Genomic DNA, 26,518 nt, shown 5'->3' with positions numbered 1-26,518 from the left:
ACAGGGTCCTTTCTGAAAGTATGAAGAAGAAAAATGTCAGCCGAAACGGAAGCCGGACAATGCCTTTCCCATAACGGTATCATTGTAATCGCGATGACCGGGTTCCGTTCCGGCGGCACCTGCGACAAACATTAACGGCAAGAGATGTTCTGCCTCAGGGTGACAGTCTTTCGCAAAAGGAACATCCTCCCACGATGCCAGCGCAGAAGCCCTCTGTGATGAGGAAGAAGTAACAGCCTGATGCAGCCAGGCGTTAAACTGTCTGGAGTGTTCATCCGCTTCCTTATCGGGGCGGAGAAAACGACGCAGGTTGTGATACGACATGCCTGTTCCAACCAGCAGGATATTTTCATCCCGCAGAGGTCCAAGCGCCTTCCCGATTGCCATGACATCAACGGCTGATGCGTGACGTGGCAGAGACAGTTCCACAACGGGAATTTCGGCTTCCGGAAAAGCAAGCAGAAAGGGGATGAATACCCCGTGGTCAAAGCCACGTTGATCGTCCTCATCGCTCGCAATCCCGGCGTCTTCCAGAAGACACCTCACATGATGCGCCACGTCTGGTGATCCGGGAGCAGGATATTGCAGGGCGTAAGTATGCTCCGGGAAGCCGTAGTAATCGTAGATCAATGGTGGCGCTTTGCCTGTTGTGACGGTCGGACGGTCAGTCTCCCAATGTCCGGACACAACAACGATTGCCGAGGGCCGCTGCGGAAGTGTCTTGGCGACGTCACGAAGATGCGCCCCCATACGGTCCCAGACGTGAGGCCAATCCATAAAAAAGCATGGTCCACCGCCATGAGGTATGAAAAGCACAGGTTGGCGCTTCACCGCGACTGTCTGCTCTGAAATGCCGACCATGAAACGCCCCTCCTTCTCGTAAGCTGATGAGGAGGTTGTCATCAAACTTAGGGGACGATAATCCTGACTTCAGGAAAGTTATCTAACACCCGGAGTATGAGATGCTGGATCGACTTACCAGTATGCAGGTTTTCGTTCGGGTGGTCGGACAAGGCAGTTTTGCAGCGGCGGCCCGTTCTCTGAATCTGTCACAGACGATGGTCACCAAACATGTCTCTGCTCTGGAGAACCATCTTGGCATTGCGTTGTTTCATCGCAGTACCCGACGTCTGTCCCTGACGGAACCGGGACGCCTCTATCTGGATCGATGCCAGGTACTGCTCTCAAACCTCGAAGACATGGAGCAGGAAGTATCAGCCGAAGCGCTGGAGCCTCGAGGTTTGCTACGGCTGAATACACCGGTTTCCTTTGCAATCCGTCATGTGGCGCCGCTTTTGCCGGAGTTCAGCCGGAGATACCCGCTCGTAACGGTTGAGCTTGGTGTGGATGACCGTCGGGTTGACCCTATCACGGAGGGCTGGGATCTAACCTTACGCATTGGCCATCTCCCTCCCAGCAGTCTCAAGGCCCGGCGTCTGGCCCACATCAGTTTCACACTCTGCGCTGCTCCATCTTATCTGGAGCAGCATGGTACCCCGAAAACCGTCCGTGACCTTCAGCAGCACAATTGTCTGGGCTATACATTAAGTGATGCCGTAGGCTCGACACGATGGAGTTTCGGCCCGAATGGCGAGCGCACCATCCCTATTCACAGTACTCTGCGCGCTAATAACGGGGACGTTCTGAGAGCGGCGGCGCTTGCAGGTCAAGGTATACTGTATCAGCCCACTTTTATCGTGGCGGATGAGCTCCGTTTCGGCCTTCTACGTCCCATTACCCTCGATATGTCTGTCTTGCATGGACCTGACCTGCATGCCGTTTATGTTCCTACCACCCATGTTCCCCCAAAAGTCAGGGCCATGATTGACTTTCTGGCAGAACACTATGCGCCAGTTCCACCTTGGGAGCAGACTTTTACTCAGCCCTGAAGGCAATAACGAGCGCGCACGAAGACGTCCTGTTCCAGCATCGAAAGAACCTCTGGACGCTCGTCAGTCTTTACGAGAACAACAACCTGATTGAACGACTGGCCAACACCCAGAACATGGTCCTGAAAAAGTTGAGCCATGATGACGGAAAGCCCGTCACGGGAACAGCAGGAACACCCTGCCCCATGAGTTTTACGAAACGGGGATGGAGGGGGGAGCGAAATTTGCCTTGCCCAGCCCTCTTCTTCCTGATCTGAAATCAGCACAGCGTCAGACCTTCGGCCCACCGGCCAATCCACGAGATCCGTCACAACACAAACAGAAAGCTGCATTCTGTTATCCTGCAGTCCGCCCAGCTTTGGCAATGACAGAGCGCCTGCCCCATGTGTTGGTCAGAACTACGCCCGCCATGACGATGGCTCCTCCCAGAAGGGTTCGAGCCGTTGGAATTTCATTGGTCAGAATATAAGCCAGAAGCATTGTCACGGGCGGCAGGAGATAAAGCAGGGCAGCTCCGCGTGTGGCCCCCAGATGACCGATGACGAAAGCCCATGCCGCGTATCCGATAGCCGCAGGAAAGATACCAAGTTCAAGAACAGAAACCTGACTGGCAAAAGATCCGTGGACGAAGCTGCTGATTCCAGCAGGCAGCCACGGGCTAAGGAACAGAGCGCCACTGATCAGAACATAAGCAATGGTTGTCAGGGCTCCATAACGATGAATGAGGCCCTTTTGCAAATTGGTGTAAAGCGCCCCGCAAACGGCTGCCCCAAAAACGAGAGTTGCCCCTGAACCAAAGGACAGGCCACCGGATTGCCCTTCGGCAATCAGAACAACGCCTGTGAAACTCAGGATGGACCCTGCCCAGCCCCAAAGAGACATCCGCTCTCCGAGAAAGGCCATGGCCATCAGACCCGCCATCAGGGGAGCCGCACTGATGAGAAGGCTTGCCGCCCCGGCAGAAACCGTCATTTCTCCACAGTTGAAGAAAATATTGTACAGCGTGATACCAACCACCCCACAGGCCAGAACCTGAGGAACGTCAGAGAGGCGCAGAAGAGCGGGTCGTTTCCAGAGAAGCCATCCTGCCGCCATGACCGCCGCAATCGCGTAGCGCAACGCAGCCAGAGGGATAGGGGCGAAATCATGCAGCGCGATCCGCACAACCGGATAGGCACTGGCCCACGACAGAATGGCGACAGCTACAAACAGGAAAAGGAAGCGACCAACTGAATTTGTCATTACCATGCCGTAGCAAATATGAACCCCATCGGGGAAGTCACCCTCATTATGACAGGACGCCCGAAAGAAGGACAAGAGAGATCCGGTTTGCCAGCAGCTTCCGAGAACCGTTATACAGGCGAACCTCCGACGCAGACTATGCCCGCGTCATGGTCTGTCCTGTTCCGTTTCCTTCCTGAAGAGCGCCTCAATGTCCTCACGTCCCCATCTTCTTGATGCCCTGTCAGATCAGGTTCTGCTCTGTGATGGTGGTATGGGATCGCGTGTGCAGATGCTCGATCTGGAAGTTGAAAAAGACTACTGGGGACAGGAAAACTGTACGGAAATCCTGAACCTTTCCCGCCCGGAACTGGTCCGTGAAATTCATCGCGGCTATTTCGAAGCTGGCGCGGATATGGTGGAGACCAACACATTCGGCGGGTCCATCGTCACTCTGGCCGAGTTCGGTCTTCAGGATCGCGCGCGTGAGATCAATCGCGTCGCCGCCACTCTGGCGAGAGAGGCCGCAGAGACATTTTCGGATGATCGCCATCGTTACGTCATGGGGTCCATCGGACCGGGCACGAAACTCCCGACGCTTGGCAACATCGACTACGACACGCTTGAAGCAGGTCTGCTTGAACAGTGCCGCGGCCTGATTGACGGCGGGGTCGATGGCTTCCTGATCGAAACCTGTCAGGACACGCTCCAGATCAAGGCTGCGGTTAACGCCGCAAAAATCGCCCGGATCGAGCTTGGGTCAGACGCACCAATCTTTGTGCAGGTGACGGTTGAAACGACTGGCACACTTCTCGTGGGGCCGGATATTGCTGCCGCTGCGACGACCGTGAACGCACTTGATGTTCCGTCCCTCGGTCTGAACTGTGCAACTGGCCCGCAGGAGATGGCCGAGCATGTACGCTGGTTGTCCGAGAACTGGCCAGGCCTGATCTCCATGCAGCCCAATGCCGGTCTACCGGAACTGGTTGATGGCAAGACGGTCTATCCGCTCAGCCCGGCGGAAATGGCTGTCTGGATGGAACGTTTCGTCCGCGAAGACGGGCTGAACCTGATCGGCGGCTGCTGTGGCACATCCACACCGCATATTCAGGCCCTCGATGGCATGCTCCGTCGTGTGGGTGGCGAGAAATATCGTCCTGCGCCGGTCAAACGGAACACGATCTGGATGCCGTCCGTTTCCAGCCTCTATACCCAGACCCCGCTACGGCAGGAAAACAGCTATTTCTCGATTGGCGAACGTTGCAATGCCAACGGTTCAAAGAAGTGGCGCGAATTGCAAGAAAGTGGCGACTGGGACGGCTGCGTTGCGGTGGGCCGTGAACAGGCTGCCGAGGGGTCCAACGCACTCGACATCTGCACGGCCTTCGTAGGCCGTAACGAAACTGCCGAAATGAGCGAAATCATCACGCGCTTCACGTCTTCCGTGAATGCACCGCTGGTGATCGATTCAACGGAAACGCCTGTTATCGAAGCAGCCTTGAAGCTGCATGGTGGCAAGCCGATCATCAACTCCATCAACTTCGAAGATGGTGAAGAACACGCGCATGACCGCATGAAGCTGGCCCGCAAGTTTGGCGCCGCCATGATCGGTCTGACCATTGATGAAGTTGGCATGGCGAAGGAGCCGCAGGACAAGCTGCGCATCGCCGAGCGCCTCGTCGATTTCGCCTGCAATCAGTATGGGCTGCCGCAGTCTGACCTGATGATCGACCCCCTCACCTTCACGATTGCCACCGGCGTGGAAGACGATCGGAAGCTGGGTCAGTGGACGCTTGAGGGTATCCGTATGATCCGGGACAAATTCCCGGACATTCAGATCATCCTTGGTCTTTCCAACATTTCCTTCGGTCTGAACCCGGCCGCGCGTGCTGTCCTGAACTCTGTCTTCCTTGACCACGCCGTCAAGGCAGGCATGACAGGCGCCATTGTCCATGTCTCCAAGATCCGTCCGCTGCATCTCATTGCGCCGGAAGAGGTCAAGGTTGCGGAAGACCTGATCTTTGATCGTCGAACCGAGGATTATGATCCGCTCCAGAAGCTCCTTGAACTGTTCGCAGGGCGCAAGGCTGCCGATGCCGTCAAAAAGCGTCGTGCCGAAACGCCTGCCGAGCGCCTCAAGGACCGGATCGTCGACGGTGACCGCAAGGGCATTGAGGAAGACCTCGAAGCCGCCATGCAGGAAATGCCCGCGCTGGATATCATCAACAACGTGCTTCTGGACGGCATGAAGGTTGTTGGTGAGTTGTTCGGTTCGGGCAAGATGCAGCTTCCGTTCGTACTGCAATCCGCCGAGACCATGAAGACCGCTGTTGCATGGCTGGAGCCGCATATGGAGCGGGTCGAGGGCCAGCATCGTGGCACGATGGTTCTGGCGACCGTGAAGGGCGACGTCCACGACATCGGCAAGAACCTCGTGGATATTATCCTGACCAATAACGGATATCAGGTCATTAATCTTGGCATCAAGGTTCCGCTGGCAGACATGATCACAGCGGCTAAAGAGCATAAAGCGGATGCCATTGGCATGTCCGGTCTGCTGGTCAAATCCACGGTTATCATGCGCGAAAACCTGGAAGAGATGAGACGTCAGGGCTTTGATGTTCCTGTCATTCTGGGTGGTGCGGCCCTGACACGCAATTACGTCGAGGAAGAATGTGCGCTGTCATATGGCGGTGAAGAGCCTGGCCGCGTAGCCTACGCTCGTGATGCGTTCGACGGCCTTTCTCTCATGGACAAGATTTCCCAGAGGGAATTTGACGGCTATCTGAGCGCCATCCAGACGCGCCGTGCAGGCAAAGCCAGCCGCAAGAACGTCCGAGCACCGGAAGCCGCAGAAACACGTGGCTTCACTGCCGTAGACCCTGCTCTAGCCCGCGAGCGCCGAAACCGTGTTGCTGGCGAGCTTCCCCCGCTTGAGCCACCTTTCTGGGGGGCTCGTCTGGTGGAGGCCACCCCCAATGCCGTCCTGCCGTTCCTGAATGAGCGCTCGCTCTATCAGTTCCAGTGGGGCTTTCGGAAACAGGGCCGTACCCTTGAAGAATTCATGGACTATGCAAAGACGGAACTGCGCCCGGTCCTGAAGCGGATGCTGGCTCTGAATGCGGAACAGAACATTCTCCGCCCACAGGCCATTTATGGCTACTGGAAAGCCGCCGGTGACGGGAACGATCTGATCCTGTTCGAAGAAGACGGCAAGACAGAAGCTGCCCGCTTCACGCTCCCCCGCCAGCCCAAGGACGATGGCGAGTGCATTGCGGACTTCGTGCGGGATATCCATGATGAACAGCGCGATGTCGTTGGCCTCCAGGTCGTGACAGTTGGGCAGAAAGCATCCGATCTGGCTCGTGAATGGTTCGAGGCCAATCGTTATCAGGACTATCTGTACCTGCACGGCCTGTCGGTCGAAATGGCGGAAGCCATGGCCGAATACACGCACAAGCGCATCCGTGCCGAACTTGGCTTTGCTGCAGAAGATGACCGCGACATGGAGAAAATGCTCTCCCAGTCCTATCGTGGATCACGATACTCCTTCGGTTATCCCGCCTGCCCTCGCCTTGAAGATCAGGAACCAATCCTGCGCCTTCTGGATGCAGAACGGATCGGCATTTCCCTGTCTGACGGCTTCCAGCTTCACCCGGAGCAGTCAACGTCCGCTCTGGTCATTCTGAACCCGCGCGCCAAATACTTCACAGTCTGATCCAACGGAGACCCACTCTCATGGCATCCCAACAAATCGACGGGCTTTTGACCCAGCTTCGGCAAATCAATGGTGAGCGTGGTTTCTTCGCAAACTTCTTTGGGCTCTTCTGCGTGACGTGTCTTCTCGGGCTCGCCAACATGTTCAGTCGGTCCGTTCTTCACGCCGATATGGGGTGGCTTCTCAAGCCACTAATGGTCGTGATGATCCTTTATTTCTTTCTACCCTATCTGCTGCTCCTGTTTCTGGACCGCCGCAGGAACGGGTAGTTCCAGACTCCCTAAAAACGTCCCACAATGGGGCGTTTTTTTTTGATCTGACATAGAGCCAACAAGGAGAGATTGTCTTTCCAAGCTTTGAATTTATAATAATTTTACAAAATCACTCATTTTTAATTCTGGATATTCCATGACGGTTCTCTCCTCCTCTGCCGAAGAACGCCTCCAGACTGTTCTGTCCCGCCTTCGCCCCCGGCTGGAAAACCAGATCAGCACGGCAGCTTCCGTTCTGGAGGAACACAGTCACGGCGAGGCCATGGATGCCGCTCGCCTGCCAGCCGCAGTCATCTTTGCCGAGAGCACCGAGGACGTTTCAGCAGTACTGAAGGAATGTCATATCGCCCGCGTTCCCGTTGTTGCCTTTGGTGCAGGAACCTCCGTTGAAGGGCATGTCACACCGCCGGAGCACGCCATCAGCCTCGACCTGTCCCGCATGACGGCCATTGTGGAATTGAATGCCGAGGATCTGGATTGCCGCGTTCAGGCTGGCCTGACGCGCCAGTCTCTCAATACCCAGATCCGGGATACGGGCCTTTTCTTCCCGGTTGATCCAGGCGGAGAAGCCACGCTTGGCGGCATGTGCGCCACACGGGCCTCCGGTACAGCGGCTGTCCGCTACGGAACGATGAAGGAAAATGTGCTGGGCCTGACAGTCGTACTAGCAACGGGCGAGATCATCCTCACAGGAGGTCGCGTCCGCAAATCCTCAACCGGCTATGACCTGACATCCCTTTTCATCGGCTCGGAAGGCACGCTGGGCATCATTACAGAAGTTCAGCTTCGCCTGCATGGTCGCCCCGATACTCTGTCTGCCGCAGTCTGCCAGTTTGAAAACCTGCATGACGCTATCCAGACGGCCATGGAAATCATTCAATGTGGCATTCCCATCAATCGTGTTGAGCTGATGGACAGCGTGCAGATGGAAGCTTCCATCCGTTTTTCAAAGCTCGAAGGGTTCCGCCCTCTTACAACCTTGTTCTTTGAGTTTGCAGGGGCACCTGCTGCCGTACAGGAACAGGTCACCGCTACGGAAGAGCTGGCCCTTGCCAACAATGGGCTGGGATTTGCCTGGGCTGAAAGTGCTGAAGACCGCGCTCGGCTCTGGAAAGCACGCCATGATGCTTTCTGGGCTGCCAAAGCGATTGAGCCAACTGCCCGCGTTATTTCAACGGACTGTATTGTTCCAATTTCGCGCCTCGGTGAACTGATCGAAGGCGTATCGCAGGATATTGCGGCGTCCGGCCTGAAGGCTCCGCTTCTTGGCCATGTCGGAGACGGGAATTTTCATACGCTCATCATCACGGAACACTCTCCGGAAGGCTATGAAAGAGCGCTTGAGTTGGACCGAAAGATTGTGGGACGTGCTCTTGCTCTTGATGGCTCATGCAGCGGTGAACATGGTGTCGGCATGGGAAAACTGGAGTTTCTGGCGACCGAACACGGAGAAGGTGCCCTCAGCGTGATGCGGGCCCTCAAGAGCACAATGGACCCTCATCACATTCTCAATCCAGGCAAATTGCTTCCCAACGGACCCGTTTATAGAGGATAAGACCCCCTCTTCTGTTCTGCTTTTACGGACCCTGCCTGCAATGCCTTCAGCCTCCGCTACGTTTCCTGATGTCGTCCTGATCGGGGGCGGTGTCATGAGTGCGACGTTTGCCGCACTGCTGAAAGACCTGTCTCCAGAACTATCCATCACAATGTTCGAAACACTGGAACATTGTGGGCAGGAAAGCTCCAAAGCCTGGAACAATGCCGGGACAGGCCATGCAGGCAACTGCGAGTTGAATTACACGCCCCAGCGTCCGGATGGCAGTGTAGATATTTCCAAGGCTCTGGCGGTCAATACGGAATTTGATATTTCCCGACAGCTCTGGTCACACTGGGTCCGCAACGGGCGTCTCGCAGACGCTGGCTCCTTTATCCATGCCTGTCCGCATGTCAGTCTGGTGTGGGGTAAGAAAGATGTCGCGTTCCTGAAGGCTCGATATGTCGCGATGGCCAGTCATCATTGCTTTGACGGAATGGAATACAGCGAAGATCCTGCTGTGATTGCGGACTGGGCTCCTTTGGCGATGGAAGGGCGCGATCCATCCGTTCCGGTCGCTGCCACGCGCATCCGAAGCGGAACGGATGTTGATTTCGGCGCGCTGACACGCAACCTGTTTTCCAGCCTTGAAAAGGAAACAGGCTTTCACAGTTTTTATCGCCACCGTGTCACAGATCTCGTCAAAACAACGGATGGTCGCTGGCGTGTGACAGCAATCAACACGCAAACGGGTGCAAGGCGCTCCGTTTTGACGCGCTTTGTTTTTGTTGGCGCCGGCGGGGCGGCTCTGCCCCTGCTTCAAAAATCCGGCATCCCGGAAGCGCGCCGATACGCGGGCTTCCCGGTCAGTGGACTATGGCTCCAGTGCACCGACCCGGCCATCACCCAACGCCATCATGCCAAGGTTTACGGAAAAGCACCGGTTGGGTCTCCACCCATGTCCGTCCCTCACCTGGATACAAGGGTGATTGATGGAAAATCCTGCCTCCTCTTTGGGCCCTATGCTGGTTTTTCCACGAAATTTCTTAAGAGCGGTTCATGGATGGATTATTTCCGATCCCTGAATGGTGGGAACATCATTCCCGCCGTTACGGCTGCAAAAGATAATCTGTCTCTGATGAATTACCTTGTCCGGGAAGTGACGCAGAGTGATCACAAACGTTTTCGTTCCCTGCTGAACTTCTATCCTCGCGCCAACGAGAACCAGTGGACAAAAGTGGTGGCAGGTCAGCGCGTTCAGATCATCAAGCCCGATAACGGAGGGCTACACGGTGCCCTGCGCTTTGGAACAGAGCTGGTCCGCAGTTCCGACCAATCTCTTGCTGCCGTTCTTGGTGCCTCGCCGGGCGCGTCCATCGCGGCGTCAGTCGCGTTACAGGTCGTTGAGAAATGCTTTCCGCAGAACGTGACCACTTCGGGATGGCTGCCGCGCCTTCGAGAAATCTTCCCGGGTTATGGCGTAGATCTGAAGACCAATTCGGAACTCTGCCGTGAGCTTCGCCAGAAGACGGCTCAGACCTTGCAGATCGAGAACTGATTTCTTCGAGACAATCTTAACAAAAAAGGCCGGTTATCGTCCCCCGACGAACTAACCGGCCATATCAGACAGACCTGGAGAGCGATCAGGCTGCCTGAACTGTATTAACCTTCGATGCTGATGAACGTGCGGCTACAGCGCTTGCTGCATGTGGTGTCAGTGTACGCTGAACCGCATTGTGCCAACCGTCGATCATGATGCGGCGCTGTGCCGGGTCCATCTTCGGAGAGAACAGACGCTCCTGTGCCCAGGTTGCAGCGACTTCATCAAGATCTTTCCACAGCCCCACATGTAGTCCCGCCAGGAAAGCCGCACCAATCGCCGTGGTTTCAACATTGACCGGACGCTCGACATCAGCCTTGAGCATGCTGGCCAGGAACTGGGCGAACCAGTCATTGGCAGCCATACCGCCGTCAATGCGCAGCGTCTTGGCCCGCATGGCTCCATCCTGACGCATGGCATGAACAAGGTCATATGTCTGGTAAGCAACGGATTCCAGCATCGCACGGGCAATATGAGCCTGCGTTGAGCCCAGAGTCAGGCCGCAGATCATGCCACGCGCTTCCGGGTCCCAGTGAGGCGCCCCAAGCCCAACGAAGGCCGGAACCATGTACACGCCATGACTGTCAGGAATACGCGTTGCCATGTCATCGGTCTGGGAGGCATGGGTGATGAGTTGCAGACCATCGCGCAGCCATTTGATGCCAGCGCCAGCCACGAAAATGGAGCCTTCAAGGGCATAAGTCGTCTTATCGCCAATCCGATAACCAATCGTCGTCAGAAGACGGTTGTTGGACTGGATCGGCTTTTCTCCGGTGTTGAGCAGCATGAAGCAGCCCGTTCCGTAGGTTGCCTTGGCCATACCCTCCTCAAAACAGGCCTGTCCGATCAGTGCTGCATGCTGGTCGCCAGCCATACCGCCGATGACAACGGATTCACCGAACAGTTCCGGATCGGTCCGACCGAATTCACAACTGTTATCCTGCACGTCCGGAAGAAGCGCACGCGGCACGTTAAACAGGCTCAGCAGTTCATCATCCCACTGGAGGGTATGAATATTGAACAGGGACGTGCGGCAGGCATTTGTGATGTCAGTGGCATGCTTCTTGCCACCCGTCAGGCGCCACAGAAGGAAGCTGTCGATTGTACCAGCAGCCAGTTCACCAGCTTCGGCACGCTGACGTGCTCCCGGAACATGATCCAGCGTCCAAGCAATCTTGCTGGCAGAGAAATACGGGTCCAGCAGAAGACCGGTCTTCTCCCGGACCACTTCTTCGGCTCCCTGGTCCCGCAGGCGGTTACATTCACTGGCCGTGCGGCGATCCTGCCAGACAAGCGCGTTATGAATGGGCTTGCCCGTCTTGCGGTCCCAGATCACCACCGTCTCGCGTTGGTTCGTAATCCCAATCGCTGCAATCCGGCCAACGCCGCCTGCTGTGGAAATGGCTTCACGCGCCGTTTCAAGAACATCTTCCCAGATATCCTCCACATCGTGTTCCACCCAGCCCAGTTCGGGATAGTGCTGAGGGAACTCACTGCGGGAGATCGACAGAGCTTTGGCATTGCGATCAAAAACAATGCTGCGGGTTGAAGTTGTGCCCTGATCGATTGCCAGGATGCAGTCTTTCTGTGTCATGGTACTTACTCCGGAAACGGACAGATCAGGAGACCTTGTCGATGACGGGGCCTGTTGAAGCAGGCGCGGAAGGGTTCGAGACAACAAGAACAGGTTCGGACGTGTTTAGCGCTTCAGATACGGACGCAGTTGTTACGAGAGACACCCGTGGCATGAAGGGACGCAGACCGTACTGATAAATCGCAGCACCGATCGGACCACCCACCATAGGCGCAGCAATCGGAACCCACCAGTAATTGGACGGAGCCGGAATAGCGGCCTGCCCCCAACCTGCGAAGAAGCAGAACAGACGCGGGCCAAAGTCACGAGCCGGGTTGATGGCCCATGCCTCCAGATAACCGGCAGAAGCACCGATAATAGCGACCAGAAGACCAATAATCAGCGCACCGGAATTCGCCTGTGGAGCCTGCGTATTATACTGACATGTTACGGCAAAAATACCGAATACAAGAATACCTGTCAGAACGGCTTCATCCCAGAATGCATGCGATACACTGATGAAGTCACCTGGATGGGTGAAGAACACACCAGCAGAGCCACCATCAAGCGCACGCGTCAGGCCATGAGCAGCATTGTAGTGATCAATGACGGGTACATACATTGAATACACCAGCGCTGCGCCAGCCAGTCCACCCAGCACCTGCGCGCCGATATAGGGCGCGACCTTCTTCCAGGAGAACCCACGGAAGAGCGCGAGTGACAACGTCACGGCCGGATTGGCATGTGTTCCGCTGACCGCACCGGTCGCGTAGATCGCAACCGTGACAGCCAGCCCCCAGACGATACAGACGCCCCAGTATGCCGTTTTGTACGGGCTGGGGTCGTAAAGCGAGTACATGGCAGCAACGCCATCTCCGAAGAGGATGATGATGGCGACGGCAAAGAACTCAGCGAGGAGTTCACCAAGGTAGCGTTTATTCTCTGACATGACCGGATATCCGACATGAAAAGTGAAGAGAAGAAGATCAGGCGACGTCCTGCCGCCATGTCTGGGATGCTTCGGAACCTGCCGGACGACCCGCCCCGACACGTTCTTCCATATAAGTCTGAAGCGCAGCTTTCTCAGCATCGGTTATAAACAGACCAAGCTTGGACCGACGCCACAGAATGTCCTCAGCCGAGCGCGCCCATTCGTTGTCGATCAGATAATCGACTTCACGAGCACTCAGCGTCGCACCGAACCACTGCCCCATCTCGGTCTCGGCAGCCGTTGCGATATCGAACGCCCGCAGACCGTAGTTACGCACCAGACGCCATGCCGTTTTCGGTGTCAGGTGAGGTGCGTAAGCCTGAAGCTTCGCGACCTGACGATCAAACTCCGCAGAAGCGAAATCACCACCCGGAAGCGGAGTGTCTGCTGTCCAGGACGGACCACCCAGTACGGGAAGATACGTTACCAGCTTTTCAAGCGCATGCTCTGCCAGCTTACGGAACGTTGTGATCTTGCCACCAAAGACGGACAGGATGGGTGCACCAGATGCGTCGACATCCAGCACATAGTCGCGGGTCACGGCAGACGCATTGCCGGAATTGTCGTCATACAAAGGACGAACGCCAGCATAAGTCCAGACCACATCATCCGGGCTAACGGATTTCTGAAAATAGCGGTTCACGCTCTCGCAGAGATACTGGATCTCGTCCTTCGAAATCTCGACCTTGCCCGGATCCTGCTCCCAGGGAACATCCGTCGTGCCGATCAGCGTAAAGTCCTGCTCATACGGGATGGCAAACACGATGCGCTTGTCTGGGTTCTGAAGGATGTAAGCCTGCTTGCTTTCGAACAGGCGCGGCACAACGATGTGGCTGCCTTTGACCAGGCGCACCTTGTTCTTGCTGGCAACGCCAACGCGATCCTGAAGCAGCTCCGCAACCCATGGGCCAGCAGCGTTGATGATTGTCTTCGCCTGAACTGTCCGCGTCTCGCCGCTTACACGATCAAGAAGAGTAGCTGTCCAGAGTTGCGATCCACGTTCTGCGTTGATCAACTGCGTGCGTGTATTGATCGAGGCACCAAGACGCGCTGCGTCCATCGCATTCAGTACAACCAGACGGCTATCCTGCACCCAGCCATCGGAATACTCGAAGCCACGGACATAGTCGCTCTTGAGCGGACGACCCGTCACATCAGTCCGCAGATCGACTGCGCGTGTCTTGGGAAGCGTCATGGTCGTGCAGAGATGATCGTAAAGGAACAGGCCCGTACGCAGCAGCCATGCTGGCCGCAACATTTTGGAGTGCGGCAGAACAAAGCGCATGGGCCAGATGATGTGCGGTGCGATCTTCAGCAATCGCTCACGCTCGATCAGAGCCTCACGAACAAGCCGGAACTCATAATATTCCAGATACCGAAGCCCACCATGGATCAGCTTCGTGCTGGCAGAAGAGGTATGACTCGCCAGATCGTCCTGCTCCACAAGCAGAACACTAGCGCCACGGCCTGCGGCATCACGCGCGATGCCGCAGCCGTTGATGCCTCCACCGACGACAAGCACGTCATAAGGCGCGCTCTCACGGTTCGAAGGCGAAACTTCACGAATCGATGACATAACACTCTCCTGTCACCACGCTCCAAAACGAGCATCTGATGTTCGTTTTCGCGCATATTGAACGATAAAGTAAAGAGCCTTATTCGTTTTATAACAGATTAGTGTTCTTTTTTTCGCGCTCTACTGTGATGTTTGGGCAATATGAAGTGTGACGTTCGCCGCATCCAGAAGGGCTTTGAATTCATCAGAAACCGGACGATCCGTAATCAGATCATCAATATCCGCAAGACCACCCACACGCCCCATGGGCAGGCGACTGAACTTTGTATGATCGGCCAGCAGCAGAACGCGCTGGGAATTTCGGAGTATCGTGCGGGCGCACTGGATTTCAGACAGATCGAAATCCAGGAGTGTTCCGTCTTCCGCAATGCCGCTGATCCCAATCACGCCATATTCCGTTCGAAAGGAATCCAGCGTTTCGATGGCCGCAGCTCCAAGGATTGCTCCATCCTTCGGACGCAGCTCCCCTGCACAGATCACAGTCCGGAAGTCGGGCCGCCCAGAGATCAGAGAGGCGACATGCAAGTTATTGGTTACAATCCGGAGATCACGATGCTCCCCAAGCGACCGAGCGAAAGCCTCCGTTGTTGTGCCAATATTGATGAAGAGAGACGAACGATCCGGGATAAGGGCAGCCGCACATCGCCCAATGGCGTCCTTGGCTTTGAGATTCAGGATCTGCCGCTCGTTATAGGCAATATTCTCAATTGTGGAGTTCGGCGTGGCACCCCCGTGATGTCGGGTCAGAAGCCCCTGTTCGGCCAAAAAGCCAATATCGCGCCGAATGGTCTGAACAGCGACATCAAACTGCTGCGCCAGATCTTCATTGGAGACATACCCCTGGCTCCGGACAAGGCGAATGATCTGGTCCTGGCGAGGATTGATCCGAACGGGAAGAGTGTTCATAGGAACTGACCTGACATGATTTTTAAGTCAGTGTGACAATCCGAACAAAAACGCGCAATCACGAACTTTCCTTCCCGTCTTCCGTCGTCACCTCCTCACTGCTCCAAGGTACTTTCTTCCTCTCTCCATCCGATGCCATGGCACATTTTTGACCCTGATTGCTCATGGCCACTCAGAAAAAACCCAGCGTTTCACAACCTGACCCGGCTTTAACTGTCCTAATAGATTTTCGAGTCAGAAGACTGATCTCGGTCAGAGTGCCATCTTCTTCATTCGCAACAATGACTGTTGTTCCATCGGGTCGAAAGGCTGCATCCATAGGCTTTTTACCTACCGTAACAGGGTACTGGTCCCATTGCGGCAGACTGATCAAAGTGACCACGGGCTCGAGACCGCCCACAACAAGAAGCCATTGCCCTCCAGGACTGAGACGCACGACCTGAGCCGGCTTCCGATGATGCTTGAGCGAAATTTCCTGCCGTAATTCTCCGGCTTCGACGTCCATCAGAAACAGAGACGGTCTGAGGGCATTTGTCACGACAACAAACTTCTCATTCGGCAAATGTTCAATTCCCGCAACGGGCGCAGGAAGATTGATCATCCGGCAAGCCGCATCCTCTCCGATACGGATCACGGAAAGCGTCGCATCCTCCTCATTCTCGGTCAGGATCAACTGACGTTGGGGAAGAATAGTCAAACGGTGGGAATTGCTGGAATTCGTAGAGAGAACTGCTGTTACGACTTTGGCTTGCGGGTCAATAACAGCCACCGCCGAGTTGTTTTCACAGCAGACATACAACAACCCGTCAGGTCCGAAGCGCAGGGTATGAGGGGCTTGCAGGGGAGTCAGATCAATATCCGCACCACGCGTCCGACGCTCAAGATCAATAATTGAAACAAAATGATTGGGGTTAGGATTATCCCCATGCACGCCATCCCCGAAAGCCGGAATAAACGCCAGCCCGCGCTCATGATCAATTGCCAGTTCATGAGGAAGAACTGGCATATTGCCAATATAAGAAAGCGTTTCCAACGTATCGGGATCAAGGAAAAGAACCTGAGCAGCTTTCTTATCAACGGCAATAAGTCCGTTACTGCGACAGATACTGATCATGGTCGCTATCCTCAAACTCGTTTTCAAAGGGTTTTCTCATTGAAAAACGAGCTATGGAACAGTCAGTTTTTCCGCTTTCCGCAGATCTGAAATCACGAAAAAGCCAAGAGAATTATGCCATGGCCAATTCTGGTGATGCAGTACCGCGTATATCCGCCACGCGAAGGTTGATCCCAGCCCTGATTATACGATCAGTCATATCCTCAGACAGCCCGGAGTCAGTTATTACGGTATCAAAATCTGACAGATTGGCGAGATGGTTTAGTGCACTGATGCCGAATTTACGACTATCAACCATCAATACACGCCGATCAGCCATATTCATCAATGCACTCTTGGCCTTAATCAGGTCTTCATCCTGATGATACGCTGAAAGGCCATGAATGGCGGAAGTCGACATGAAGAGCGTGTTAATCCTCAAGGACGTAACACTTCTCTCGCACAACACACCAAGAAAAGCATCAAACGTCGGGTTATAATGCCCGCCCAAGGCTATGAGACTGATATCTTTCGCCTGACCTATTCTAGTGCTGATCCCAAGACTATTCGTCACAACGGTCAGTTGCCCGATCGCACTCAGGCGTTCAGACAAAAAACGGGACGTGGTGGAATCATCAAGCGCGATTGTATCGCCTTCTTCAATCAAATCTGCCGCGATGGCCGTAATGCCGAGCTTTTCCTGAACGGCCTGTCGCGCCCTGTGCATGATGCTACTGACGGCAACTGCGTTAGACAGCGTCGTAACACTCTCACCAACCTTACGGATCAGCCCCTGCACTGCGAGTGCGTGCAGATCACGATTCATGGCAGCGCGCGTCATGGTGAAATGCGCAAGCATGTCCTGAATGAGGACACAGCCCTGCGCCGTCACATAGTCCAGCACAGCCTGCCTGCGCGCTGAAAGACCACGACTTCCGGGAAGACAATCAGGGATCATGCCGGTGCTCTTTCTTCGATAACCCGGTCAATCAGTTTTTCAAAATCAGGGACATTCCACCCTGCGCGTCCGACAAACACGCCATCGACATTTGGCTGTTCGACGTAACTGCGTGCGTTGTCCTGAGTAACGCTGCCACCGTAAAGCAACGGTACGCGTTCCCCGATCTCCACACCCGCAATCTCATTCAGCACCTGCCGCAAACTGGTATGAACACGCGTCACACAGTCCGTATCGGCAGCACGCCCCCCTGCCCCAATGGCCCAGACAGGCTCATAAGCAATGAGGATATTCGGGAGATCCTCAACCGCAACATTATGCAGAGCGATCTTGAGTTGCCGCGCCAGCGTCTCATCCGTGACGCCATAATCATATTCATCAAGGCTTTCGCCAATACAAAGAAGCGGCTTCAGACCATGACGCAAAGCAGCAGCCATTTTGCGACTCACCGTCCAATCCGTTTCAGCAAAATGCTGACGGCGCTCGGAATGACCGACGAGCACAATCTCGGCTCCACATTCCTTGACCATGCCGGGTGAGATTTCCCCGGTCCATGAACCGCTTTCTTCCCAATGCATGTTCTGTGCACCTACCAGAACGTCTGAAGTCTTCAGTGTTTCTGCAACTACCTGAAGAGACGTAAAAGGTGTGATGATGAAAGGCTTTACACCCTCTGGAGGGTGATAACCCTTCAGAGCCTCTGCGGCCGCAAGCGCCTCTGACGGCCCTTTGTTCATTTTCCAGTTCGTGCCGATCCAGACCGTCTTGCGAGTCACCATTCATCTCCACAGAAAAAGAGCGATCACCGATTCTTTATCGCTCAACATAAGCTAGCTTTAGCGATAAACTCTAACACTCCAAACACAGGAATGTGCAAAATGAATGATATTTTCCATTCAATTCTCCGCGCCTGACGTTCACAGCCAGACGCGGAAAGCATGAAATAAAGAGCCTGCTTAAAATCAGGCCGCCTGCTCCAGCAGAACACTTTCCGTGACCAAACTATCGGTTTCCACCGGACGAAGCATGGAGATTCCTTTTCTGCTCAGCCCGTCATGATAGAAATGGGTTGCTTCGTTCGGAGACAGATCTCCATCAGTCACACGACGCATTGCTTCGATGAGAAGCAGCGGGTCGTCAGCATCCACAATCTTGCGTCCGAAGAGTGCAGCGCGGGCCCCGCTACTCTGTGCTTGATGCACCAATTCAAGACAATCGCGGGTCGTGCCACTTCCGCCCCCCATGATGCCAACAATAACAGCCGGATCATAATGGCAGAGTTCGCTCAGAGCTTCGCCACCATTAAACGGGACCTTAAGAAAAACAGGTTTTTCTTCCTTGCGCAGCCCGGCAAGCGAACGGGTAATCATGTCGTTGAGGAAAACCCCGTAATCCTTGGATGCAATCCGGCTTTCGTTAGGATTGAACACCTCCAGGAAATACGAGAACCGGTGAACTTGGGCTTCTTCACGAAAGCGCACAAACTCTTCCAGAGCCAGCGTATCCTGTTCGACGTCTCCGTTGAACGTCATGGAATACAGTCCAAGCCCCGTCTGGGCGCGCTCAAGAGATGCGGAACGAAAAGGGACGGATTTCTGGGAGCGATAATCGCTTCCCCGTCCCCGCCACAGATCAGTCGTATCGTTTGCACGAATAGCTGTCTGCACTCTCGTGCCATTGAACGCGTCCTTTTCCAGAAGATCTTCCAAAATGGATGCTGACGTCAGCATGATATCCACAATATCCTGACGGATAATGGACTGGATTTCAGACAGATATTCTGGCCGGCTCCGAAAAACAGACTGCCCAGGGCGTGGATTACGGCGACGTCCCATGGCGCTGATACCGGCAGCCATGTCTGAATCCTTGGCGTCTGCCAGGATGAAATCGTAGCGCGTGTCCTTACCGGCCACCATGCGTGCAATTTTTTCTTCGTAACGGTTCATGGCTCAAGCCTTCAGAATTTTCTGGGGTTCAGACGAAACAGGGAAGTCACCCTGAAGGTTGTGGCGCTCACACCCTTCCTTCCAGGCAGCCTGGGCTTCCCGAGCAATATCCCGCTCGCTCCAGCCCAGCTCTTCTCCAACAACGCGAGCCACCTCCTGCACCACGTCGGGTGTCATTCGGCCACTCAAGGCGATGGGTGTGCGACGGTACAAGACATCTGACACCCGCCGCACAAGTTCATTTCTGGCAATAAACGCCAACTCACGACGCGTGTATGACGGGAGTGTCCGCAACGGCGCATCTGCGTCTTCCTGGCAAAAGACCGCAATTTTGCGAGCAAGCGTTCCGTATCGGTCCAGAAGGTCTGCTGCCCTCGGGCGAGGAATCCCGCAGGAAATCGCCAGTCTGTCGAGATAAGCCGTATGCTGCTCAACGGAAGGGAAACTGCGACCACCACCAATCGCCAGTTCCTTCGTGGACGTGCTTCTGGGATAACCAAGTAATGCCAGAATATGGTCAGCCACTTCTTCGCCCAAGCCACGGAATGTCGTCCACTTTCCTCCCACGAGAGACAGAAGAGGTATCCCTGCAACATTGTCCTCATGGGTAATATGGTCTCGACTGATGGCGCCTGGATCCGCCGCATTTGTGGCAGGTAATGGCCGCACGCCGCTATAACGGTAGATGACCTGCTCCTTGACGATATAGAAGCCGGGGAACAGATCCGCCAACATGCGAAGCATGTAATCCTGCTCTTCATCGGTGCAAACGGCCTTGTCCGGATCATCAATCCTCAGATCGGTAGACCCGACAAGCACATGGCCAAAAAACGGATAAGCCAGACAGATCCGTCCATCCGGCGTCCCGAAATAGACCATCCGCCCTTTCAGTTCCCGAAGCAGGTCATCATGCTTCAAAAGCAGATGAGACCCCTTGGTGCCGCCGATATACTTTGTGGATAGGCCAAGAGTTGCATTGATCTGATCAATCCACGCTCCACCCGCATTGACGATAACGCGCGCCTTTACGGTCCGTATTTCATCGGTCTGCACATCGCGCAGAACAAGTTGTCCGTCCTGAAAGGAAACAGGCACAGTGTATGTCAGAGCTTCACAACTCGGTGCCGTTTCGAGCCCGTCTTGCACACATTCATAACCAAGCCGCTCAGGCTGGGTAATGGCAGCGTCGTAGTATTGCGCTGTGGCGACAACATCCTTGGCCATATGTGGCCATTCACGACGCGTCCGCCCTCCCAGAAACAAGGAATGTCTCGGCATGACGCGGGCACGCCGTCCCAGAAAATCATAGATCTGAAGTCCGGCTTCCAGAACCAGAGCTCCTCGATCCGTCATCTTACCGCCCAAATTCAGAAAGCGACGGAAAGATGGGACGATTCCCCCAAACCATGTGCGGATTGGTAGAACAGTCGGCAATGGGCGCACCACATGCGGGGCATTTCTAAGAAGAAGGTTCCGCTCAAGGGTGGATTGTGCCACCAACTTGAACTCTCCTGTCTCCAGATACTTGATGCCGCCATGGATCAGACGAGAGGGAGCGCATGATGCTCCCGTACAAATATCGCTCCGATCAAGAATGAGCGTCTTTACGCCCTGCAGCGCCAGTTCGCGGAACAGACCTGCTCCGTTAATTCCCGCTCCAATAATGACCACGTCAAATTCAGTGTTATCCGACACAACGGAAACGGATTTCATGGCCTGATCTCCTGCGTCATTTTAGCGGCAACAAGAAAAGTCGATACAGATGCCGGTCCAGCCTCCTCCTGCAGCGTTGAATCGGCCGTTCCTGCATACAAACCCGACCAGAACGGCTTCATGGCCTGTGTCAGCGCCACGTAACGCTGGTAAATGCTTTCATAAACCCGAACCCGGCCTGGTTCAGGCTGATAAACGGTCATCGGAATATCCTGAGCGGCGACAGCATTTTCGAGACTACTGTGCAACCCTACAGCCACGCTGGCCGTCAGTGCCGCCCCAAGCGCGCCAGCTTCCCGGACAGTCGAGATTTCCACCGGAACATTCAGGATATCTGCAAACATCTGAGCAATAGACGCCTGGCCACTTCCACCTCCCGAAACACCGAGACGACGGACAGCACCAGTCAACCGCAGAGTTTCAACATGCTCGCGATGATTGAAGATCGTACCTTCGATCATGGCCTGGAACAGATCCGCCCGGTCATGCCAGGACTGCACCCCGAACAGAGACGCACTCGCAGGAGCTTCATAAGGGGAACCGAACAGGAAAGGATGATAGAGAGGAACTGGCCGCTCTGCCCGGGAGCGACCAAGCCTGGCTTCGACCTCACCTGTCAAAATCTGGGCGGCTTCCTTTTCTTCAGGCAGCAGCATACGTGCCAGCCATTCGAGATTGCTCGATGATGCTGGCGAAATCGCCATGCAGTTCCACAATCCCTTTCGGTAACCCGCACGACAGGACCACCCATCCCCGATGACCGGACGACTCCGGAAAATTTCGTTGATGGAAAATGTCCCTGCCGTGATGGAAAGGTCACCCGGTTGAGTGTAACCCAGCCCGACAGCCGCAGCAGTGACGTCGTGCAAACCGGCCGAAACAGGCGTTCCTTCCAGAAGCCCCGTTGCCTTAGCGGCCTCGCGGGTAATCACCCCTCCCTGGTCACAGGACAGCAGCATCTGCGGAAGCGCCTGACGAATCTCCCGGATATCCAGAACGTCGAGGATACTGTCGCTGTAATCCTGCGTATACAGATCCGTGAAGGACGTACTGGCTTCCGTCAGATCCGTCGCGATCTCGCCGGTCAAACATAGTCGGATCCAGTCTTTGGCAAAAAACACAGTGCCAATTTCAGCATATCGGTCCGGCTGATGACGCTTCATCCAGGCAAGAAGCGCGCTGGCAGAGTACGGATAAGGCCGCTGCCCGGCAATCGGAACAACCTTCTCAAGCCGCCCTTCCCGTTTCCACTCCTCATGCAGTTCAGTCGCACGACTGTCGAGCGACATGATCCCACGTCCCAGAGGATTGCTTGAGCGGTCAAGAACAAAAAGTCCATCCCCGTGAGCTGTTACACCCACACCCGCTATGGCTTGCGGAGGAACGCGGGAACTCTCAAGCGCATCCCTGACAGCTTCGACCACAGCACGCCATGCTTCATACATGTCGCGCTCGACGTGTCTCGGTTCGTTCATATGCTGCGGAACACGTCGACGGCCCAATCCTACGATCTCACCCGTCCCCGAAAAGACAACGGCCTTTGTCGTCGTGGAACCGCAGTCGATCCCGATTGTGAAATCCTGGCGCATCACTGGCTCTCCGGACGCTTTCTTGTTATCGGCCCGCGCGAAAAATACGGTCCATAACACAGAAAATGTTATTAACAGGTGATATACGTGTTAATATATCGGCGTCAATGTGATAAATATCACTTTCAATATCAAAGGATGGCCTGTGTGATATTTCCTGCCAAAACCTCATCAAACGGCACATCCGAACATTACAAATCTCGTCAGCGCTGGTATGTAGAAGCCTGCTTTGCCGTAAAACGGCCTTCCCGAGAGACAAGGATCTTTTTGACAGATGACTGATGGTTCGGGCGTGACAACTGCCTCTCCTGGCGTCCTTCTCAGCAAGCGTCGGGACAACAGTGCCAGACAACAGCAGATCCTTGACGTGCTTCTGGAAACCGGAAGCGCTACGATCGAGACCCTTTCAGAGCGTTTTGGCGTGAGTCGCATGACCATTCACCGCGACGCACACGCTCTCGCAGCTCAAGGTCTGATTGATAAGCTTCACGGCAGTATTGTTCTCAAAAATCGGGTCGTAACGCAGAAAACAGTCAATTTCCGCAGATCCCGCGCGCCAGACCTTAAAGAATCCATCATTCATCGCGCAATCTCGATGATTACACCGGAGCAAATTCTGGTCCTGGATGACTCGACAACAGTCGCAGCCATGCTGCCGCTTCTTCCCGCTCTCGCGCCACTGACAATCATTACAAATGCTGTTGGCGTGATTCAGGCACTCTCTCCTTACCCTAACCTCAAGATCATCTGCCTGGGGGGAGACTACAATCAACCCCGCAATGCATTTTTTGGCCTTGTATGCGAGCAGGCCGCGAAGTCGCTGCGTGCCAATACGATGTTCCTCTCGACGTCCATCATTCACAATGAAACGGCGTTTCAGAACGATCAGGACGTCGTGAAGGTCAAGCAGGCATTGATGCAGATCTCGGATCAAACCGTCCTGCTCGTAGACAGCACAAAATTCCGCAAAGGCGGCCTACATCGACTGGCATCATTAAACGAGTTTGACCTCGTCCTGACGGACTCTCAACTCAAACCATCACTCCGGAAAGCTCTAGTTCAGGACGGTATTAATATAGAAATTTGCGGATAATTTCCGCTCAGGGAAATTCCAGTGAAAGAATTTCCCGCAACACTGCTGTTCACACCGCAAAAAAAACGAACTTAAGCAAAGCCCACACCGCCCTCTCGTCTGAAGCAATCCTCCTGCTTGCCGAGAATCGCGATTCAAGAGAAAATTTCAGCATTTATCTTTCCCAACAGAGCCTTCTACGTCCGTTTCAGCCGGGCACACAAAAAATTTATTAATAAACTATTATATTGAGTTAAATAAGATTTTTCCATCTCCTTCACTACATCTTTGATCAGTTTTCCTTGAAAAACTCACATACTGATAGGGGTAGCGGGTATATGCGTAGAATAACCCGTTTTTGTTGAAATATGGCCAAATTTTGCCCCAAAGTTTCAATTAGTATCATTTGTGTCCACAATGGAATTAACGATATATTGACGGTTGTTCAGCAAAAAGCTTAACCCTTTATTTCCGCTTCCCTGAGACACTGGAGATGCTGAAATGTCCGGCATAACGTTAAACGATTTCCTGAGTGTCACACGCTGGACACCCGCTGAACTTGCAGCCCAGATTGATCGTGATCAGGATGATATCGAATGGTGGCTCCGTCATCAGGAGCATGTCCCTGAACGATTGACCGCGTGGATGAGCCAGATTGTCGATGCCTTTCGAAACAATCCGCCCCCTAAAGGCTATGCCATGGAGCGTTCAGAGGACTGCATTTTCAATGATGATCCATCCATCACGGTTGTCTGCTCTGTCTGTCGCTTCGCTGCAACATGCAGAGCATCCCGAACGCTCAAGAACTAAAAATCTGACTTCCTAGTTTCTTGTTCTGTCTCTGACGAGACCTTCATAAAGCCTGCCAGCCCATAGCCCAGCGCTTTTTCAAAAACTGCAAGCGTTTCCATTCCGACGTAATGCTCGATCCCCTCGGCGTCGATGCGAGCGTTTTCCTCACTAATTCCCAACGCAAGAAGAAACGCTTCGACAATCCCATGCCGATGGCGTGCTTTGTTCGCCATCGCCTGCCCGTCATCCGTCAGAAACACGCCTCTATAAGGCTTCTGCGTGACAAGCCCTTCGGCTGAAAGTCTGGCCAGCATCTTCGCAACCGTCGGCTGAGACACGCCCAACCTTCCAGCAATATCGACCTGACGCGCCTCCTGACCTTCAGACAGGAGATCAGAGATCAATTCGACGTAATCCTCAACCAGCACCTTTTGCCGCGCAGCACGATTGGCACGAAACCCTTCCGAATGGGTCGCCATGTCCAGAAGGGCTTTCTGCCTGCTCTTTTTTCGTTCCACGCCTCGAAACCCGTTCCATCCTCAAATATTCAGAGGGGAATAAAATATTCCACAAATTATTTCCAGCTTTTGAGAATAGAGATTCATCTTATGAATATAGCATATTGCATAATTCTGAGATTCACGTTTGAATGGCATTCTGATGCCAGAAAATCCTTCCACGCCTGAAATTGCCCTCACTGATCTTCCTCGCAAGGCTTCAGCCTGGCGCTTTGCGCGCGATGAGGACAGAACGCGACCCTCTCTTCCGGAAGTGTTTTCTACCGTTCATGTTCCCGGTGGGCAGACTTCGTGGCTCAAGCGCTTTCTGGCATTCGTGGGACCAGGCTACATGGTTTCCGTAGGGTATATGGACCCCGGAAACTGGGCCACAGACCTTCAGGGAGGTGCTCAGTACGGATACACCCTGTTATGCGTCATCATGCTCTCCAATCTGATGGCTATTCTGCTTCAGGCGTTCTCAGCCCGATTAGGCATTGCAACAGGCAGGGATCTGGCTCAAGCATGTCGGGACCAATACCACCCAGCTATCAATATTATCCTTTGGCTTGCCTGCGAACTGGCCATCATTGCCTGCGATCTTGCTGAAGTGATTGGCACTGCTGTTGCATTGCAGTTGCTATTCGGCCTCCCTCTTCTCGGAGGAGCACTCCTCTCAATCTTTGATGCGTTCATCGTCCTGCTGCTGATGGGGCGGGGATTTCGATATCTGGAAGCCTTTGTCATTGGGCTTCTCACTATTATCGCCCTCTGTTTTGCCGTTCAGCTTGTGGCTGCGGCCCCTCCCGTTGCGAGCATCCTAAAAGGGCTTCTTCCTACGTCGCAGGTTATTACCACACCCGGAATGCTCTACATTGCTATTGGCATCATTGGCGCAACCGTAATGCCTCATAACCTGTATCTGCATTCGTCCATTGTACAGACCCGCGCCTATGAACGCACACCTGCCGGACGACGTGAGGCCATCCGCTGGTCAACCTGGGACAGTACAATCGCCCTGATGCTGGCACTGTTCATCAATGCTGCCATCCTGATTGTGGCGGCCGCGGCATTCCATGACACCGGCCATCAAAACGTCGCCGAAATCGAAGACGCCTATCGGCTTCTTTCCCCCATCCTTGGCTTGGGAATTGCCTCCACACTCTTCGCCCTTGCCTTACTTGCTGCAGGAACAAATTCAACTGTCACAGGTACCCTTGCCGGACAGATCATCATGGAAGGCTTCCTGCGCCTGCGTATTCCACACTGGGCCCGACGCCTCCTGACGCGAGGCCTGGCCATTATTCCCGTTGCCGTGGTGACGGTTCTTTATGGCGGGCACGGTGTGGGTACACTTTTGCTGGCCAGCCAGGTCATCCTTTCGCTGCAACTGCCCTTTGCCGTCATTCCTCTGGTGATGTTTGTCTCCAATCGACGCAAAATGGGAGAGTTCACAATTTCTCCCTTTATGACCGTCTTGTCCTGGAGCGTCGCCGGGCTGATCCTCATTCTCAATTTCAAGCTTCTCTACGACACACTGGCTGGATAAATCCCGCCACATCGCACGGATTTCTTACA

At 54.4% G+C, this 26,518-nt stretch carries 22 protein-coding genes; 8 read left to right on the top strand and 14 right to left on the bottom strand.

Annotated elements, in window-relative coordinates:
• Window positions 1-36: 36 nt before the first annotated feature.
• Window positions 37-861, bottom strand: coding sequence for a DODA-type extradiol aromatic ring-opening family dioxygenase (locus tag J4P41_RS03425; protein WP_426066109.1), 825 nt, complete (start codon window positions 859-861; stop codon window positions 37-39).
• A 101-nt stretch (window positions 862-962) separates the two neighbouring features.
• Here J4P41_RS03425 and J4P41_RS03420 point away from each other — a divergent pair, with 101 nt between their 5' ends.
• The gene (locus J4P41_RS03420) at window positions 963-1,889 is read left to right on the top strand and encodes a LysR substrate-binding domain-containing protein (RefSeq protein ID WP_426066108.1); all 927 of its coding nucleotides are present in this window, start codon (window positions 963-965) and stop codon (window positions 1,887-1,889) included.
• Here J4P41_RS03420 and J4P41_RS03415 read toward each other — a convergent pair.
• Window positions 1,880-2,221: a hypothetical protein gene (locus tag J4P41_RS03415; protein WP_426066107.1), complete on the bottom strand. Its 342-nt coding sequence runs from the start codon at window positions 2,219-2,221 to the stop codon at window positions 1,880-1,882. The genes J4P41_RS03420 and J4P41_RS03415 overlap by 10 nt on opposite strands.
• A 4-nt stretch (window positions 2,222-2,225) precedes the next feature.
• Window positions 2,226-3,131, bottom strand: a complete 906-nt coding sequence (locus J4P41_RS03410) for a DMT family transporter (RefSeq protein ID WP_426066106.1) — start codon at window positions 3,129-3,131, stop codon at window positions 2,226-2,228.
• Window positions 3,132-3,321: 190 nt separating this feature from the next.
• Between J4P41_RS03410 and metH the strand changes: the two genes are divergently transcribed.
• The 4 genes from metH to mqo all read left to right on the top strand — a co-directional run bounded on the left by metH (window position 3,322) and on the right by mqo (window position 10,192).
• Window positions 3,322-6,828 (top strand): methionine synthase, encoded by a 3,507-nt coding sequence (gene metH / locus J4P41_RS03405; protein ID WP_426066105.1) that lies wholly within the window; start codon window positions 3,322-3,324, stop codon window positions 6,826-6,828.
• Window positions 6,829-6,848: 20 nt separating this feature from the next.
• Entirely contained in the window at window positions 6,849-7,097 is a 249-nt protein-coding gene (locus J4P41_RS03400; protein WP_010502590.1) for a hypothetical protein, read from the top strand.
• Between the two features lie 139 nt (window positions 7,098-7,236).
• Window positions 7,237-8,655 (top strand): FAD-binding oxidoreductase, encoded by a 1,419-nt coding sequence (locus J4P41_RS03395; RefSeq protein ID WP_426066104.1) that lies wholly within the window; start codon window positions 7,237-7,239, stop codon window positions 8,653-8,655.
• Window positions 8,656-8,695: 40 nt separating this feature from the next.
• Window positions 8,696-10,192, top strand: a complete 1,497-nt coding sequence (mqo, locus tag J4P41_RS03390; RefSeq protein ID WP_426066103.1) for a malate dehydrogenase (quinone) — start codon at window positions 8,696-8,698, stop codon at window positions 10,190-10,192.
• A gap of 85 nt (window positions 10,193-10,277) precedes the next feature.
• Here the strand turns inward: mqo and glpK are convergent, their stop codons facing one another.
• From glpK to J4P41_RS03340, 10 genes are all read right to left on the bottom strand, one after another.
• Window positions 10,278-11,828, bottom strand: coding sequence for a glycerol kinase GlpK (gene glpK / locus J4P41_RS03385; protein WP_426066102.1), 1,551 nt, complete (start codon window positions 11,826-11,828; stop codon window positions 10,278-10,280).
• Window positions 11,829-11,853: 25 nt separating this feature from the next.
• On the bottom strand, window positions 11,854-12,756 hold the full coding sequence (locus J4P41_RS03380; protein WP_211567268.1) for an MIP/aquaporin family protein: 903 nt from the start codon (window positions 12,754-12,756) through the stop codon (window positions 11,854-11,856).
• A gap of 37 nt (window positions 12,757-12,793) precedes the next feature.
• Window positions 12,794-14,374, bottom strand: coding sequence for a glycerol-3-phosphate dehydrogenase (gene glpD / locus J4P41_RS03375; RefSeq protein ID WP_426066101.1), 1,581 nt, complete (start codon window positions 14,372-14,374; stop codon window positions 12,794-12,796).
• A gap of 120 nt (window positions 14,375-14,494) precedes the next feature.
• A complete protein-coding gene (locus J4P41_RS03370) occupies window positions 14,495-15,280 on the bottom strand; it encodes a DeoR/GlpR family DNA-binding transcription regulator (RefSeq protein WP_426066100.1) in 786 nt (261 codons plus the stop codon).
• A 172-nt stretch (window positions 15,281-15,452) separates the two neighbouring features.
• A complete protein-coding gene (locus J4P41_RS03365; protein ID WP_426066099.1) occupies window positions 15,453-16,394 on the bottom strand; it encodes a YncE family protein in 942 nt (313 codons plus the stop codon).
• Window positions 16,395-16,506: 112 nt separating this feature from the next.
• On the bottom strand, window positions 16,507-17,331 hold the full coding sequence (locus tag J4P41_RS03360) for a DeoR/GlpR family DNA-binding transcription regulator (protein ID WP_426066098.1): 825 nt from the start codon (window positions 17,329-17,331) through the stop codon (window positions 16,507-16,509).
• Complete coding sequence (locus J4P41_RS03355) at window positions 17,328-18,110, bottom strand: triose-phosphate isomerase (protein WP_211567273.1); 783 nt, start codon at window positions 18,108-18,110, stop codon at window positions 17,328-17,330. The genes J4P41_RS03360 and J4P41_RS03355 overlap by 4 nt, the downstream gene beginning before the upstream one ends.
• 183 nt (window positions 18,111-18,293) lie before the next feature.
• Window positions 18,294-19,277, bottom strand: a complete 984-nt coding sequence (locus J4P41_RS03350; RefSeq protein ID WP_426066097.1) for a hypothetical protein — start codon at window positions 19,275-19,277, stop codon at window positions 18,294-18,296.
• Between the two features lie 3 nt (window positions 19,278-19,280).
• Window positions 19,281-20,990, bottom strand: coding sequence for an FAD-dependent oxidoreductase (locus tag J4P41_RS03345; RefSeq protein WP_426066096.1), 1,710 nt, complete (start codon window positions 20,988-20,990; stop codon window positions 19,281-19,283).
• Window positions 20,987-22,579 (bottom strand): FGGY-family carbohydrate kinase, encoded by a 1,593-nt coding sequence (locus tag J4P41_RS03340; protein WP_426066095.1) that lies wholly within the window; start codon window positions 22,577-22,579, stop codon window positions 20,987-20,989. The genes J4P41_RS03345 and J4P41_RS03340 overlap by 4 nt, the downstream gene beginning before the upstream one ends.
• Before the next feature lie 274 nt (window positions 22,580-22,853).
• On the opposite strand from J4P41_RS03340, the gene J4P41_RS03335 reads away from it, so the two are divergent.
• Both J4P41_RS03335 and J4P41_RS03330 read left to right on the top strand, forming a co-directional pair.
• Window positions 22,854-23,672 carry a DeoR/GlpR family DNA-binding transcription regulator gene (locus tag J4P41_RS03335; protein WP_034881268.1) on the top strand — a complete coding sequence of 273 codons (819 nt, stop codon included), beginning with the start codon at window positions 22,854-22,856 and terminating at the stop codon, window positions 23,670-23,672.
• 480 nt (window positions 23,673-24,152) lie between these two features.
• On the top strand, window positions 24,153-24,461 hold the full coding sequence (locus J4P41_RS03330) for a hypothetical protein (protein WP_426066094.1): 309 nt from the start codon (window positions 24,153-24,155) through the stop codon (window positions 24,459-24,461).
• Here J4P41_RS03330 and mntR read toward each other — a convergent pair.
• Window positions 24,458-24,961 (bottom strand): manganese-binding transcriptional regulator MntR, encoded by a 504-nt coding sequence (gene mntR / locus J4P41_RS03325; protein WP_023945545.1) that lies wholly within the window; start codon window positions 24,959-24,961, stop codon window positions 24,458-24,460. The genes J4P41_RS03330 and mntR overlap by 4 nt on opposite strands.
• 142 nt (window positions 24,962-25,103) lie before the next feature.
• Here mntR and J4P41_RS03320 point away from each other — a divergent pair, with 142 nt between their 5' ends.
• Window positions 25,104-26,489, top strand: a complete 1,386-nt coding sequence (locus tag J4P41_RS03320; RefSeq protein WP_426066093.1) for an Nramp family divalent metal transporter — start codon at window positions 25,104-25,106, stop codon at window positions 26,487-26,489.
• Window positions 26,490-26,518: the final 29 nt, after the last annotated feature.

This window comes from Gluconobacter sp. NFX36 (genome assembly GCF_049887835.1).
Taxonomy (GTDB): Bacteria; Pseudomonadota; Alphaproteobacteria; order Acetobacterales; family Acetobacteraceae; genus Gluconobacter; species Gluconobacter japonicus_A.
The sequence above is the reverse complement of the archived record's forward strand: the minus strand, read 5'-3'. Positions and strand labels throughout refer to the sequence as shown.